This is a genomic window from Paenibacillus etheri (genome assembly GCF_001012825.1).
GTDB lineage: Bacteria > Bacillota > Bacilli > Paenibacillales > Paenibacillaceae > Paenibacillus_AQ > Paenibacillus_AQ etheri.
Genome location: NZ_LCZJ02000037.1, coordinates 221,472 through 237,464, shown reverse-complemented (window position 1 = coordinate 237,464; position 15,993 = coordinate 221,472). Strand labels below are relative to the sequence as shown.

Annotated in this window: 13 protein-coding genes; 11 read left to right on the top strand and 2 right to left on the bottom strand. The window is 45.2% G+C overall.

From position 1 onward, the window contains the following. Window positions 1-3 precede the first annotated feature (3 nt). The 7 genes from UQ64_RS24580 to UQ64_RS24550 all read left to right on the top strand — a co-directional run bounded on the left by UQ64_RS24580 (window position 4) and on the right by UQ64_RS24550 (window position 8,098). The gene (locus tag UQ64_RS24580) at window positions 4-480 is read left to right on the top strand and encodes a glutathione peroxidase (RefSeq protein ID WP_060626007.1); all 477 of its coding nucleotides are present in this window, start codon (window positions 4-6) and stop codon (window positions 478-480) included. A 251-nt stretch (window positions 481-731) separates the two neighbouring features. Then, window positions 732-2,366, top strand: a complete 1,635-nt coding sequence (locus UQ64_RS24575; protein ID WP_060626006.1) for a formate--tetrahydrofolate ligase — start codon at window positions 732-734, stop codon at window positions 2,364-2,366. A gap of 337 nt (window positions 2,367-2,703) precedes the next feature. Beyond that, window positions 2,704-4,068 carry an FAD-dependent oxidoreductase gene (locus UQ64_RS24570; RefSeq protein WP_060626005.1) on the top strand — a complete coding sequence of 455 codons (1,365 nt, stop codon included), beginning with the start codon at window positions 2,704-2,706 and terminating at the stop codon, window positions 4,066-4,068. 270 nt (window positions 4,069-4,338) lie between these two features. Then, the gene (locus UQ64_RS24565; protein ID WP_060626004.1) at window positions 4,339-5,166 is read left to right on the top strand and encodes a formate/nitrite transporter family protein; all 828 of its coding nucleotides are present in this window, start codon (window positions 4,339-4,341) and stop codon (window positions 5,164-5,166) included. A gap of 485 nt (window positions 5,167-5,651) precedes the next feature. After that, entirely contained in the window at window positions 5,652-6,872 is a 1,221-nt protein-coding gene (locus UQ64_RS24560; RefSeq protein WP_060626003.1) for an MFS transporter, read from the top strand. 70 nt (window positions 6,873-6,942) lie between these two features. Beyond that, window positions 6,943-7,473, top strand: a complete 531-nt coding sequence (locus tag UQ64_RS24555; protein WP_060626002.1) for a GNAT family N-acetyltransferase — start codon at window positions 6,943-6,945, stop codon at window positions 7,471-7,473. Further along, a complete protein-coding gene (locus tag UQ64_RS24550; RefSeq protein WP_060626001.1) occupies window positions 7,454-8,098 on the top strand; it encodes an MOSC domain-containing protein in 645 nt (214 codons plus the stop codon). Before UQ64_RS24555 ends, UQ64_RS24550 begins: the two co-directional genes overlap by 20 nt. Window positions 8,099-8,181: 83 nt before the next feature. Here UQ64_RS24550 and UQ64_RS24545 read toward each other — a convergent pair whose 3' ends face one another. Next, a complete protein-coding gene (locus UQ64_RS24545; protein WP_060626000.1) occupies window positions 8,182-8,730 on the bottom strand; it encodes a GNAT family N-acetyltransferase in 549 nt (182 codons plus the stop codon). A gap of 230 nt (window positions 8,731-8,960) precedes the next feature. On the opposite strand from UQ64_RS24545, the gene UQ64_RS24540 reads away from it, so the two are divergent. Further along, the gene (locus UQ64_RS24540; protein ID WP_060625999.1) at window positions 8,961-10,667 is read left to right on the top strand and encodes a glutamine--tRNA ligase/YqeY domain fusion protein; all 1,707 of its coding nucleotides are present in this window, start codon (window positions 8,961-8,963) and stop codon (window positions 10,665-10,667) included. An 84-nt stretch (window positions 10,668-10,751) separates the two neighbouring features. Here UQ64_RS24540 and UQ64_RS24535 read toward each other — a convergent pair whose 3' ends face one another. Further along, the gene (locus tag UQ64_RS24535) at window positions 10,752-11,984 is read right to left on the bottom strand and encodes an MFS transporter (RefSeq protein WP_425339617.1); all 1,233 of its coding nucleotides are present in this window, start codon (window positions 11,982-11,984) and stop codon (window positions 10,752-10,754) included. A gap of 375 nt (window positions 11,985-12,359) precedes the next feature. Here UQ64_RS24535 and UQ64_RS24530 point away from each other — a divergent pair, with 375 nt between their 5' ends. The 3 genes from UQ64_RS24530 to UQ64_RS24520 are packed head-to-tail and all read left to right on the top strand — an operon-like array spanning window position 12,360 to window position 15,872. Further along, window positions 12,360-14,216 (top strand): ABC transporter ATP-binding protein, encoded by a 1,857-nt coding sequence (locus UQ64_RS24530; RefSeq protein WP_060625997.1) that lies wholly within the window; start codon window positions 12,360-12,362, stop codon window positions 14,214-14,216. Beyond that, entirely contained in the window at window positions 14,146-14,823 is a 678-nt protein-coding gene (locus UQ64_RS24525; protein WP_060625996.1) for a response regulator transcription factor, read from the top strand. Before UQ64_RS24530 ends, UQ64_RS24525 begins: the two co-directional genes overlap by 71 nt. Then, window positions 14,820-15,872: a HAMP domain-containing sensor histidine kinase gene (locus tag UQ64_RS24520; protein WP_060625995.1), complete on the top strand. Its 1,053-nt coding sequence runs from the start codon at window positions 14,820-14,822 to the stop codon at window positions 15,870-15,872. Before UQ64_RS24525 ends, UQ64_RS24520 begins: the two co-directional genes overlap by 4 nt. Window positions 15,873-15,993: the final 121 nt, after the last annotated feature.

The window sequence follows — 15,993 nt, the reverse complement described above, 5'->3', positions numbered from 1 at the left end:
AGGATGTCGATCTACAATTTTTCCGGCGTTACGCCTTCGGGTAAAGAAGTACCGTTTACGGAGTATGAAGGTAAGGTGCTGCTGATTGCCAATACGGCCAGCAAATGTGGACTTACCCCGCAGTATGGGGATCTCCAGAAGCTATACGAGCAGTATAGGGATCAGGGACTTGTAGTATTAGGATTCCCCTGCAACCAATTTGCGGGTCAGGAGCCGGGTACAAGTGAAGAGGCAGAAGAATTCTGTCAGATTAATTATGGTGTTACCTTTCCCGTATTTGCCAAAGTGGATGTCAATGGACCGGATGCCAGTCCCCTTTTCAATTATTTAAAAGAGCAGCAACCGGGTACTGGAGACAGCAGCGATATAAGCTGGAATTTCACGAAGTTCCTTATTGATCGTAGTGGCAATGTAGTGGCTCGTGTTGAGCCAAAGGAATCGCCAGAAACGATGATTGCACAGATTGAGTCCTTACTGTAGACCATTTAGGGTCTGATAAATTGTTATTTTACAAGTATCCTTTCGACCTCGGTCTTTTGACCGAGCTTCGACGGGATTTTCTTTTTTTACATAGGAATATGAAATAGCTACTTGGAAATTTGTTGTGATAAATTATACTTGACGCTTTACAGAGACCATGTATCCTTTGAAGAGAATGTAATGCCCATGCAAGATATGCATAAAGCGTGGAATACAGCAGGATAATAACGGCAGGAGGGTTCTATACAAGCATGAAGTTAATTACAGAGGTCGCAGCACAAGCGGGAATTGACGAAGAGCATCTGGAACTATACGGAAAATATAAAAGTAAACTTTCACCGTCCTTATGGGAGGACATGAAGAACAAGCCAGATGGCAAGCTGGTATTGGTCACTGCGGTGAATCCGACCCCTGCTGGCGAAGGGAAAACCTTAACAACCATTGGGCTGGCACAGGCACTGAACGCAGCAGGGGTAAAAACCGTGGCGGCCTTACGCGAACCATCCCTCGGACCATGCTTGGGCATGAAGGGCGGCGCCACGGGTGGTGGCAAGTCGCAGATCGTTCCAGCAGATGAGATTAATTTGCACTTTACGGGTGATATTCATGCAGTAACTTCTGCGCATAATCTATTGTCGGCGATGATTGACAATCATATCTTCCAAGGCAATGAGCTGGGACTTGATCCACAGCGTATCGTTTGGAAACGCGTGATGGATATGAACGATCGCAGTCTGCGGAATATCGTGACAGGGCTCGGAGATGGAAATGGAGCCGTACGGGAAAGTGGATTTCAGATTACGACAGCTTCTGAGATTATGGCTGTGTTATGTCTATGCGATAATCTGAGTGATCTCAAAAAGCGTATAAACCGCATTTTGATTGGATATGACCAAGAGGGGCAGCCTGTAACGGCCGAACAAATAGGGGCAGTTGAAGCGATGGCGGCGCTGTTGAAGGAAGCGGTTAAGCCTAATCTGGTGCAGACCTTGGAGGGCACACCTGTTATTGTACACGGTGGTCCATTTGCAAATATCGCCCATGGCTGCAGCAGTGTTATCGGTACTCGTTATGCACTCAAGCTGGGAGATGTTGTTGTTACGGAAGCAGGCTTTGGAGCGGATCTTGGTGCTGAGAAATTCATGGATATCAAATGCCGACAAGCCGGTCTAGCCCCTTCGGCGGCAGTGCTTGTCGTGACGGTGAAATCCTTGAAATATAACGGTGGTGTACCTAAGAATGAGCTCCAAATTGAGAACCGGTCGGCGCTGAACTCTGGATTGTCTAATTTGGAGCGTCATGTAGAAAATCTCGGCAAATTTGGGGTACCTGTTCTTGTTGCCATTAATCATTTTGAAGGCGACAGCCCAGAAGAGATTAATGATGTTGTGGAGGCTTGTCGCCGATTGAACGTTCCTGCGGCAATATCCAAGGTATGGGCAGAAGGTAGTGCGGGCGGACAAGAGTTGGCTTCGGAACTAAAGAAGCTTCTGGATCATAGCGACACTGAGCGTTTTGCACCTTTGTATGAGAATGAACTCGATATCTCTTCCAAAATCACCAAGATTGTGCGCGAAGTTTACCGTGGTGCGGAGGTTAACTTTTCCCCTGCGGCCAAACGCAGCCTAGCAGTGATTGAGCGCCTTGGGTTAAATAATCTTCAAGTATGTATGGCGAAGACGCCTTATTCCTTCTCAGATCAGCCTAGATTGCTTGGCGCTCCTAAAGGGTTCACGGTAGGTATACGTGATATCACCCTTTCGCTCGGTGCAGGGTTTGCTGTAGTGATTACGGGCAATATCGTTACGATGCCAGGTCTACCGGCTAAACCAGCTGCTGAGGCACTATGGATGGATGAGGATGGCGTGATTCACGGTTTGGTGTAAATTCGGTTTATAATCAGGCTTTTCCCTGTTGGATTAGGGGGAAGCCTTTTTTGCTCGTTATAAGAAAGTATATCCTGAGGGAGCAGAAACATAATGTCTTACGCGCATGGCAAAGCTAACGAGGTCGCAATCGGCAGCAGTGACGGAAAACGCTTAAAATTGTGAACAATCTGAGAATATAGGCGAAAAGACTTGTAATGTGATAAATATCACAATATTATCAGTTAATAAAGTGAAATAAATCACAATTAACTCATCGGTGATCAGATATCTAATTTGGTCAGTCAAGCAATTCGAATATATAACCAGGTTGTCCATTTGAAGGAGGAAGAAAATAATGAAAGTAGCTGTCATTGGATGTACCCATGCCGGAACTGCCGCAATTGTAAATACTGCTAAGCTTTACCCGGAAGCCGAGATTACGGTGTATGAGCGTAATGATAATATTTCTTTCTTATCCTGTGGTATTGCTTTATATGTAGGTGGAGTGGTCAAAGACCCACACGGGTTGTTCTATTCTTCCCCAGAGAAGCTTGCAGATCTTGGCGTTAAGACGAATATGCGTCATGAAGTGACCGCAGTGGATACGAAGTCCAAAACGCTGCGTGTTCGTAATTTGGCAACCGGACAAGAGTTTGGCGATACCTACGATAAGCTGATTATGACAACTGGATCATGGCCGATTGTGCCGAAGCTCGAAGGACTTGAGCTGGAAGGTGTCTTGCTTTGTAAGAACTATGATCATTCCAACACCATTATAGAAAAAGCTAAACAAGCGAATAAAATCACGGTCGTAGGCGCTGGATATATCGGCGTTGAATTAGTGGAAGCCTTCCAAATGAATGGAAAGCAAGTTACGCTGATTGATGGTGAAGATCGCATACTAAATAAATACTTGGACCCAGAGTTCACTGCACCGATCGAACAATCCTTTAAGGATCATGGAATTAAATTAGCACTGAATGAGAAGGTTAGTTCTTTTGCTGGCGAAGGTGGTAAAGTTACCAAGGTGATCACAAGCGAAGGGGAACATGAGACGGATCTTGTTATTCTCTGCATCGGCTTCCGTCCGAATACTGAATTGTTAAAAGGTCAAGTGGATATGCTGCCTAATGGCGCAATTCTTGTCAATGATTATATGCAGACTAGTTGCCCAGATGTGTATGCTGCTGGTGACAGCTGCGCGATTCATTACAACCCTACAGGGAAGCACGCTTATATTCCACTGGCAACCAATGCCGTGCGGATGGGCACCTTGGTCGCACGTAACTTAGTGACAGAATCGATTCCTTATATGGGTACTCAAGGAACTTCGGGCATTAAGATTTATGAAGATAATATCGCTGCTACCGGTCTTACTGAAGAAGGGGCTAAGGCTGAAGGAATGGACGTAGAGACTACCATGATTATTGACAACTACCGTCCAGAATTTATGCCAACCTTCGAGCAAGTTCAATTAAAAGTTGTATTTGAACGTGCCACACGCCGCATTCTCGGAGCGCAAATCATGTCTAAGACGGATCTCACGCAATCGATCAACACGGTATCTGTATGTATTCAAAACAAAATGACAATCGATCAGCTTGCCTTTATCGATTTCTTCTTCCAACCTCATTACAACAAGCCTTGGAATTTCCTGAACACAGTAGGCCTTGAAGCGCTACCGACATCTGTGCCAAGTAAAGAGGCAGTAACCGTTTAATGTAATTCATATGAACAATTGAGTGAACCGGAGCCATACATGGTTTCGGTTTTTTTGTGATTGAAGCTGGTACTATCTACCTTTAAAATAATATGGAGCCTATTCTTACAATTGTAATTAGGTATGCGCTTCGTTAAATTTGACATGTCAGTGAAAAGTTTCACTTAGTTTTTCATTAAGTGATAATTATCACGTTAATGTATTTTATGACACGCTACAATGGTCGTAAAGGAACAAATTTTAAGTAAATAGATGAAGGGGATAGGAATCATGGCTTATAGTAAACCGCAGCAGATTGCCGCAGTCACGGTCGAGAACGGCATAAAAAAGGCGCATAATCCTTTAAGCACCGTACTAATTCTGGGCTTTCTGGGAGGAGCGTTTATCGCGCTCGGATTTTTACTGGATATTCGCGTCATTGCTGGCGCACCGCATGAATGGGGTTCTATCGCTAACTTTATTGGGGCAGCAGTCTTCCCTGTTGGATTGATTCTAGTACTGCTTGCAGGGGGAGAACTACTGACAGGCAATATGATGGCTGTGCCGCTTGCTTTTATGGCGAAGAAGATATCTTTCTGGGAAGTTGTTAAGAATCTCGTATTGATTACCTTGAGCAATCTAGCGGGAGCTTTGTTTGTAGCTTACTTTTTCGGTCATGTGGTTGGTTTAACCTCTGACGGTGTGTATTTGGAAAAATTAGTGGAGATGGCAGGACATAAGCTTGAAGCAGGCTTCTTGCCGGCATTTGTTTCCGGTATCGGTTGTAACTGGCTCGTAGCTTTGGCGGTATGGCTCTCCTATGGAGCAGATAATTTCAGCGGTAAAATTCTCGGCATCTGGTTCCCGACGATGGCTTTTGTAGCTATCGGCTTCCAGCACGTTGTAGCTAACATGTTCTTAATTCCGGCTGCTATTTTCGAAGGATATTTTTCATGGGGAGAGTACTTCAATAATTTTGTTCCGGTATGGCTAGGGAACTTGACGGGCGGTGCGATCTTTGTTGCGGCAGCTTATTGGATGGCTTACCTGCGTAAAGTGCCTGCATCTATTCAATCCGTGGACAGCATGGCCGGTGGCGGTGTAAAGAAACACGCCTAAACCTATCTTATAGAGCGCTCCTTTGAATAGTCGAGGGGTGCTTTTTGCTGTATAGACAAATAAAATTCGCCGTGATGTATCCGAGCTCGGGGGAACGAATTCGGATGCACGGCGAATTTTAGAAGGGGGAGTGTTTCTAGGCTCTATTACCCCTACTTTGCAAGAACGAATCACATCGTTTTGTTTTGTTTGCTTTACGGACGACAACAGCAACTATAAAATATAAATAGATAGTAGAACATGGAGGAGCGCGGACCTGAACCTTAAGGAAGACGGGGTATTTCCAGCGGTATGTTCGCTCAGTGACATGGGAACGGTGCTATCTTTTTTCTCAGCTACGGTAGAAGTTAGACTTAAATAAGAGATAAAGTATACAGTGACTTTATCACGATAGCACGTCAATGCGTCTGCTTGCTCTGAACCCTGTTTTGGGATAATACTGGATGGAATAATGACACATATATTACAGGGGATGTACACTACTTATGAAGTTTTTACAGAATTATCCTAAAGAAGTTAAGATATTTTTAATTGCCAGCTTAATTAACGCAACGGGTAGTGCACTGATGTGGCCACTGGTTACAATGTATGTTTTTGATGAGCTTGGACGCAGCATGTCGGATGCTGGATTAGTGATTCTTATTCAATCAGTTGGAGGGATCGTGGGTCAACTACTCGGGGGCTCACTCTATCATAAGGTAGGCGTTAACCGGCTGATTGTTGGAGCGCTGGGCATGAATGCACTTGCACTGTTCACTTTGCCGGCAGCAAGTAACAATTGGACGTTATTTATGGTCGCGATGGGACTGGTAGGGCTCTTTAATTCACTGTCATTACCTGCGATTCAGGCGTTTATCGGCTTTCGTTTTACGAAGCAGCGCGGAGAGCTGTTTAATGTTATTTATGTCGCCAATAATATTGGTGTAGCACTGGGTACGGCGTTAAGTGGTTTTTTGGCCGATATTTCTTATATGCTCAGCTTTGTGATGAACGGCGTAACCTCAGCGGTATTTGCGGTATTCTTTTTTGTATATCTCCAGAAAGTCGGAGGAGATTCTTCACAGGAGGTCGCAGAACACCAGAAGGCAGGTCCTGACAAACAATCCACCTGGAAGCTAATGGGGCATACACGAATTTATCTTTATATGGGTATTGCCTCGATGTTCCTACTGTTAGGGAACTCTATCTGGAATACAGGGGTATCTCCGTTCATTATTTCAGAGGGCTGGCCTAAGAAGACTTATGGTTTTCTCTGGACGCTGAACGGTATTCTCATCTTTGCGGCTCAGCCGCTCGTAACAGTAATTAAACGCTGGTTTGCCTCTACCTCAACGGCGCAAATGACAGTAAGTGCGCTATTTTATTTGGGTGGGTATGCTGTTCTTTTATGGATGCCGACTTATTCAGGTCTAGTGCTTGGAATGGTACTCGCTACGCTTGGGGAAATGCTGATATCTCCGGCCATGCCTTCCTTTATTTCGGATCATGCTGGTCGCAGTGCTCCCTTCTATTTAGGGCTAAGTGGAGGCATGGGGGCAGTCGGCAGGGTGATTGGGCCATACTTAATGGGTAGGTTATACGATAGTGGAGGCTTAGCGCCTACCGCATGGTTGGCATGTGCGATGGCACTGCTGTCCGTAGGATTCTTTATCGTTCATGCGTATATCAACCGCCGAGGAAATTCACTGGAGCGGTCAATAGGATAGTTGAGCATAGTGGATTCAAATGATCTGCTGTGAATTCTATAGAGGTGCAAGGCAAGGGGTGTACATCTTTATGAAACTAAGCAACAGGGATAGGCTTATAATAAGGTTCTCGGAGATTAAAGACGTACGGGAACTGATTCATCTGGACCATATGATCTGGACGGAGGACACTAGCCCGGGGCCATTAATGTGGCGTTCCCAGGAGGATTATCTGCTGAATGCTCCCCCGGGATCGCAGCTTGTAGCGCTAAAGGATGACAAGTTATGCGGATATGTTGGGTTTGGCTGTCCTAGTCGAATGGAGAGTAACAGGCATGTGTGCGAGGTCAATATTGCTGTTCATCCGGATTATCAACGTTTAGGTATTGGCCGGCAGCTCATAGAGACCATTAAGGAACATGCCGCAGACAATGCCATTCGCAAGCTTCGTCTACGCGTATTATCCTGTAATGAATCAGCGCTTTCTTTTTATCGTAAATGCGGATTTGTGGAAGAGGGACGTCTGCGGGAGGAGTTTTATCTTGGGGGACGTTATGTGGATGAAATATTTATGAGCTGCATGCTGACAGGAGGAAAAGGAAGTGGAGATCATCTCGCTTAATGTGGGGCGTCCGGTAACAGTGGATTATCGGGGGAAACCTCTGGAGACTGGAATTTATAAAATGCCTGTAGAAGGATCGGTTCAGCTACATACCCATGGTTTTGTCGGAGATGGTCAGGCGGATCTGAAACATCACGGGGGCCCTGATAAGGCAGTTTGTGCCTACCCCATCGAGCATTATTCGTACTGGGAGAAGCAGCTTGGGAAGAAGCTGGAATACTCTGCCTTCGGAGAAAATATAACAACTGCCGGCTTATTGGAGACTGATGTGTGCATAGGTGATGTGTATGAAATAGGCACCACTGTGCTGCAGGTCAGCCAGCCACGTTATCCTTGCTTCAAAATATCACAAAAACACGGCCCGGCAGATCTTCCAGCACAAGTGCTGGACACTAGATATAGCGGATTTTACTTGCGTGTGCTTCGTGAAGGAAAGATTTCCACCGGAGATATCATTATCAAAAAAGAAAATGGAGCTGGAGGTGCGTCCGTAGCGCATGTTCTGCATTTAATGCAGGTAGGCCTGCAAGAGGAAGCTGCATTGGCAGAGCTTGCTGAGCTAGATACTCTTTCTGCCGTAGTTCGGAACAAGTTTCGTAAACAGCTGGCTCTGCCGGAGAGTTAGACTCTATCTACAAGCCAAATAAACCTGGAGGCATATGACTGCCAGGTTTATTTCGGTTTGTGTGTTTACTTTACTTATGTAGCTTAGCCGAGTAGTTGCCATTCACTACGTAATAAACCGTATACTGCGTGATTCACGTAGCCATCAGGCAGTTTCTCTGCTTGTCTAATCACACCCTCAAGGATAAAACCCAGCCGTTCTGGGATCGCCCGGCTGGAAACATTTCCGGTCGCACAGCGAATTTCTACACGTTGCAGCTCCATCTCCAGTAGTGCATAATCCACTAGAACCCGACAGGCACTGGTCATATAACCTTTGCCTTCATATCCTTCACCAAGCCAGTATCCGATCCCAACAGATCGGTTATGCCAGTCAATCTGGTGATACCCAATGACACCAGCTAACTCGCCACGTACCCAGAGTCCGGCGGTGAAGGCGCCATTTTCGGTGCCTTGTTTTATAGCATTTTTGATGAAATTAAGGCTGTGATCCTGTTCCGTAACGGCATCCACCCAAGGAAGCCATTGCCTAAGTCGTTCCCGCGAGCGCTCCACTAACGCGAATATGTGCTTAGCATGCTCAGGCATGAGGGGCTTTAACATTAGCTCTTCATCGATGACATAATTAAACAAGTGGTTGCCTCCTTTTCGGCACAAGGCCTTATGTATGATTATGGATTATTTCTTATGATTATCATGCTACTCTATCGCCCGCAGAGAAGTCAAAAGGTCTAAAGACGCTAAAAAATGATCCTTGCCTTGTGCCCCCTTTTATTGAACAATCTAGAGTTAACGGGTATATTAGTAGGAAACATGTTTATACAAGAAGTAGTGTAACACTACAGAATGAAAGGTTGATAGCTGTGGAGAACCGTACTACCCCCTCCAATTTTATTAAAAATGTTATTACCGAAGACCTCCGTACAGGTAAAGTAAAGGAAGTTGTCACACGCTTTCCGCCGGAGCCGAACGGTTATTTACATATCGGACATGCCAAGGCGATCTGGATTAACTTTACACTGGCGGACGAGTTCGGTGGCAAGACCAACCTAAGATTTGACGACACGAATCCGGCCAAAGAGGATATGGAGTATGTGAACTCGATTCAGGAAGATGTAAAGTGGCTCGGTTATGAATGGGAAGAGTTACGTTTTGCATCTGATTATTTTGAGGAAATGTACAAACGTGCTGAATTATTAATTACAAAGGGCAAAGCCTATGTCGATGACCTCAGTGCGGATGAAATTCGCCAATTGCGGGGAACGTTGACAGAGCCAGGGAAGAACAGTCCACATCGCGATCGTAGTATCGAAGAGAATTTGGATCTGTTCCGGCGTATGCGTGCAGGTGAATTCAAGGACGGTGAGAAGGTCCTTCGCGCCAAGATTGATATGAGTTCCCCGAACATTAATCTGCGTGATCCAGTCATTTATCGTATTACACATGCACATCACCATAACACAGGTGATAAATGGTGTATCTATCCAATGTACACATTCGCTCATCCGCTAGAAGATGCTATTGAAGGGGTCACTCACTCCCTTTGTTCGCTTGAATTCGAAGATCAACGCCCATTTTACGATTGGGTTGTAGCTGAATGTGAGATGCCAGCTGTCCCTCATCAATATGAATTTGGTCGTCTGAATTTGGCTCAAACGATGACTAGTAAGCGTAAGCTGAAGCTGCTTGTAGACGAAGGGCATGTGGATGGTTGGGATGATCCGCGGATGCCTACGATTTCTGGTCTACGCCGTAGAGGATATACGCCGGAAGCGATTCGTAAATTCGTGTATGAAGCGGGTATCTCGAAGAGTCAGGGTCTGGTGGACCTGCAAATGCTGGAACACTTTATCCGTGAGGATCTTAAGCTAACTGTACCGCGTACAATGGCTGTGTTACGACCACTTAAGGTTGTTATCACCAATTATCCAGAAGGTCAAACAGAATGGCTTGAAGCGGAGAATAATACAGAGAATGAGGAAATGGGCGTACGCCAAATTCCGTTTTCGCGTGAGATTTATGTGGAACGTGATGACTTTATGGAGAATCCGCCGAACAAATATTTCCGGTTGTTTCCTGGTAATGAAGTTCGTCTGAAGCATGCTTACTTCATCAAATGTAATGAAGTGATTAAGGATGAGAATGGCGAGGTAGTGGAGCTGCATTGTACTTATGATCCAGAAACGAAGAGTGGCAGCGGATTTACAGGACGCAAGGTAAAAGGTACTTTGCACTGGGTTGAAGCTAGCCAAGCGGTTCCTGCGGAATTCCGTTTATACGAGCCTCTGATTTCTGCTGAAGAAGCGGATGAGGCTGTGGAAGTTGAAGGTTTGGATTCCTCGGTAGAGAAATCGGAGCCTAGCTTCTTAGATCAGCTTAATCCTAAGTCCATTGAAATCTTACAAGGGTTTGTAGAACCTGCACTTAAGGATAGCGTGGCTCAAGATAAATTCCAGTTCTTCCGTCACGGCTATTTCAATGTGGATAGCAAATATTCGGCGCCTGGGCATCTCGTCTTCAATCTTATCGTTTCACTGAAGAGTTCATTTCAGCCTCCTAAGCAAGGCTAACACTTAACTCGATCAAGCTTATTATAATGAAAGAGGCTCAAGCGTCCCAAAGGGGGCGCCTGAGCCTCTTTTTTATAGCCTAGTCTATAAAATTTCGATATCGGATAGCTCTTCCTCTTCCTCTGTTGGGGGACGATAGCCTCCACGGCTAACAAAGAGCCACATAAAGCCAAAACCGACTGTTCCAAACAGCGTCAAGAAGACACCTGCCTGATACATGCTTTGTGCGCCCAGATTCTGATACATCCAACCTCCGAGAAGACCTCCAAAGATACCCGCTATACCGCTCCAGCTTAGCGTGTAGAGTGCTTGTCCGGAAGACCGGTAAGGTCGTGGAATCAGGAGCATTGTCAATTGGGTACCTACATAGAAGAAGCCGCCGAATGTTATGCAGTGTAGAATCTGAATGAGCGCTACTTGAAGGGCAGTAGTCGCATCAGCCATAAACCACCAGCGCAGAACAAACAAACCGCTGACCAATGCAAGCCAACCGAGTAGAACAGAGATTTTACGTTTCAGTAGTCGGTCACAGAGAACAAATACGCCTACCTCCAATATGGAAGAGAGGAATACGGCTAAACCAATCATTTTTTTAGAACCGCCCAGATCCGTAATATACAAGGATATGAATGTGGTGTTCATTGTGTTCGGTATGGAAACCAGAATACCAAATAACAAAAAACATAAGAAAAAGGGATTGAAAATCACCTTGCTTAGGCCCTTAAACGACATCGGAGCCATCACGATGGTATGGTTAAGTTTAGGCATTACAAGAATGGATAATATGGATGCAAATAGTAACGCTGTAAACAGATAGGACAAGATAGATACATTCGCCCAATCAAGGATAAAACCAGCGATAATTGCAATTATCGCCCACCCCAATGAACCCCAAAGCCGGAACGAACGGAAACGATGATGCGTTCCGTCAATATAGCTGAGAATCATCGTGTTGCTCTGAGCAAATAGCGGTCCTTGGAAGAAATAAAATAAAATAATGGAATTGTAGATCGTCTCATATGTATTTGCTCGAAACATGGATTGGGATAACACTAACATTCCGATTAACATAACCAAAATGATACGGCGTATATTCTGAGAACGATTTGTCCAGAACGCCCAGAATGGATTCGCAATTATGGATACTAAAGCTCCAACAGAGAATATGGCGCCAATCTCTAATTTGGTCATCCCTACATCCAGCAGGTATAGTTGAAAGAAGCTGGTGAAGAGGACCATGGTTCCATATACAAAAAAATTGAACCATTTTAAAGACGTGATAGAAGATGGAATAACGCCTTTTCGCAAATGGTTCACTCCTTTCTCACTAAATATCTTGCATGGAGTAGAGTGGCCAATAGTAGGCCCTTCTATCACTGTAACACGTGTTGAAAAGGGATACAAACACCCTTTTTTACTTTTTTACATTTTTTTGGGTTTTATTTATGTTTGAGACGATAAGCGACAAAAAATGCGTGAGCGCGGGCGTAGGTGGTACAAACGCTAAGTGAAACGGTCATTATTTTGGTCGGTACTAATTTCCGCAGAATGGGAAGTCACAAGGCACTACTGTCTGATCGGCGCGTTTAACTTCAGTTTACAATCTGCAGATAGGATGGGTATAAGGCGAGAAAGTTATTACTATGTTTTTCTCGTAATCATAGAGCTTTTAAGAAAAGGGGAGTTATTGTCATGAAGAAATCCGAATCTAAGCGAAAGATGGCGCTGAAGCCGTTCATAACACTACTAAGAGAAACCAAACCTTCATACGGTTTATTGGCTATAGCCATTGCGCTAAGCATGATATCGACATTGGTCAGTCTGGTCATCCCGATGTTCACTAAGAATTTGGTGGATGGCTTCTCACTGGCCTCCGTTAGCAAGCTGCAAATAGCGGGTATAGCAGCCGCATTTATCGCGCAGACCATCGCGGGAGGGATCTCCATCTATCTGCTCAATTATGTGGGTCAGAAGATGGTTGCAGGTCTGAGGGACCGACTGTGGCGTAAATTTCTAGTTCTGCCGGTGGCTTATTATAATGACAACCGAACGGGAGAAAGCGTCAGCCGCATGACGAATGATACAGGGATCATCAAAACACTGATTTCTGAGCATCTAGCCAGTCTATTTACTGGAGTAATCTCCATTGTGGGCTCCATTTCAGTGTTATTATTTCTCAACTGGAAAATGACGCTTGTTCTATTTACTGTTCTTCCACTGTCTGCGTTGATTCTAGTCCCTCTTGGACGACAGATGTACAAAATCTCCAAGGGGATGCAAGACGAGACAGCTTCTTTTACCGCTACACTTAGTGGTGTATTGTCTGAGATCCGTTTGGTGAAATCCTCAGGTGCAGAGAAGAAAGAGTACGAAGCAGGCAAGACCGGAATTATGAATCTGCTTTCCTTTGGTATTCGTGAAGGCAAGATTAGCGCGATGATCAGTCCACTCGTCTCTTTTGTTTTTATGATGTTACTTGTCGTCATTATTGGTTATGGTGGGATGCAGGTATCTTCCGGCGTCTTGACGGCTGGGGAACTAGTTGCTTTTATTCTTTATCTTATTCAGATAATTATGCCACTTACTCAATTGACTACATTCTTCACACAGATTCAGAAGGCTAAGGGTGCTTCGGAGCGTATTATTGAAACTCTGGCCGCAGAAGAAGAAGTGTATGAGGGACAGGAAGAGGCAAATGGCGCAGAAGGTCCGATCTCGGTAGAGGGATTAAGTTTTGGATATAAAAATGGTGAGAAGGTGTTGAACGATGTAAGCTTCCGTATGCTTCCGGGTCAGGTGACGGCTATAGTCGGACCGAGTGGGGGTGGTAAGACCACGTTGTTCTCGTTGCTAGAACGTTTTTACGAGCCTCAGTCAGGTCTGATTAAGCTGGGTGACAAGCCAGTATCTACATTCTCACTGCGTTCGTGGCGGAAGCTTATAGGGTATGTCTCGCAGGAAAGCCCACTGTTGGCCGGTACGATTGCTGAGAATTTAACCTACGGATTGGATCGGGACGTTAGCAGGGAGGAGATGCACGCAGCAGCAGCAATGGCTTATGCAGATGGCTTTATTGATGCACTTCCTGAAGGATATAATACGGATGTCGGTGAAAGAGGCGTGAAGCTGTCTGGTGGACAACGGCAACGGATTGCCATTGCTAGAGCACTGCTGCGGAATCCGAAGATTCTTATGCTTGATGAAGCCACTTCCAGTCTGGATAGCCAATCGGAAGCCGTGGTGCAGAAGGCACTGTCCAATTTGATGAAGGGTCGAACTACGATTGTAATTGCTCACCGTTTGTCTACGGTTGTAAATGCAGAACAAATTATTTTTATGGAAAAGGGCCAGATTACCGGGATGGGAAGACATGAAGAACTGCTGGAAAACCATGAGCTGTATCGTGAATTTGCCACCCAGCAGCTGCAGATGAATAACCTTGAGATTCAAGACAATAAAGAGGAGGCTCCAGTGATACATGACAAAAATACTAGTAGCGGACGACGATCCGCACATCCGCGAATTGGTAGAAGTATTTCTGAGAGCTGAGGGGATGGATGAGATCTATGGGGCTTCCGATGGACTGGATGCACTTCAGATTCTGGAGAGCAATAACATAGACTTAGCCATTATTGATGTGATGATGCCCAATTTGGATGGCTGGGAGCTGTGCCGGAAGATGCGCCAAACCTATGATTTTCCGATAATGATGCTGACGGCTAAGGGTGAGACCTCACAAATTGTGAAGGGCTTTGAGCTGGGAAGTGATGACTATCTCGTCAAACCCTTTGAGCCAGTGGTGCTTATTGCGCGAGTAAAGGCGCTGCTCAAACGTTACCAAATTTCTGCTGCTCAAAGTGTGGGTATTGGCCGGCTGCGAATGAATCGTAAAACCTACGAGGTATCCTCAGAGTATGGGGAAGTCACCTTGCCGCTTAAGGAATTTGAGCTGTTGTTTAAGCTGGGCAGCTATCCGGGGCAGACGTTGACTAGAGACAGGCTGATCGAAGAGATATGGGGTTATGATTTTGAAGGGAATGAGCGGACGCTCGATGTGCATATCAACCGTTTGCGCGAACGGTTCGCTCCTGATAAATATGGGTTTGTTATTCGTACCATCCGCGGACTAGGCTATCGGCTGGAGGCAGAGGCATGAACCGGTTTAAGGAGCTTCTTAAGCGGATTGGGATGACACTAATTTACTTCGGTGGCGTTGGGATTAGCTGGAGTGCAGCCTATTTCTTGATGAACTGGATATATAGCAGGGTTGGACGCCCTTCTTCGGAGTATTTGTTCCAGTTTATCAGTGTGATGGTCGGAATTGTGATCTTATTTTTGATGGCCTTGGTATTCTCCAAGTTATTCCGGGGCTGGGAACGTGTTTTTTATAAATCGATTATCGAAGGCTTAGGGCGGATTGCTAAGGGTGATTTCAATGTGGTATTGGATAATACTAAGGACTACGGTGATTTTGGTGAGATTGTAGAGAGCATCAACGTAATGGCTAGCGAACTGAGTCAGATGGAGACCATGCGTCAGGATTTTATCTCCAATGTATCGCATGAAATTCAATCCCCTCTAACCTCCATTCGAGGGTTTGCGCTTGCATTGCAGGACGAAACCTTAAGCAAGGAGAGTAGGAGGCACTATATTAATATTATTGTGGCTGAGAGCACCCGCGTATCTGGACTCAGTGATAATTTATTGAAGCTTTCAGCGCTTGAATCGGGCAATTTTCCGTTTGAAAATCAGGTTTATCGTCTGGATAAGCAGCTTAGAGATACGATTCTGGCTTCTGAGCCACAGTGGCTGGAGAAAAATATAGAGGTAGAGGCTGAATTGGAAGAAGTGAATGTAACTGCGGTAAAAGATTTAATGACCCAGGTCTGGACCAATCTTCTTCATAACAGCATGAAATTCACTCCCCAGAATGGATGTATTCATATCAAGCTTCGAATGGTAGATGAGCGGGTAGAGGTGGAAATTCAAGATAGTGGGATTGGGATCTCTGAAGAAGACTTACCTCGTATCTTTGATCGATTCTATAAAGCAGACAAAGCTAGAACAGCGAGCGGGGGAGGTAGTGGCCTGGGCCTATCACTGGTTAAGAAGATCGTTGAGCTGCATAAAGGTAAAGTAACCGTAGCCAGCCGACCGGGTGAAGGAACGGCTTTTGTAGTGAGCTTGCCAATGCAAAAGAAATAAATGGGCAGTGTTTATGTAAATAAGAATATTTACATAAACATGCAACAAAATCCGACATGTCTTTACAATTTTCTACTATTCTAAATATAGAATCTACGAAAATCCAAAAAACATCGGAGGA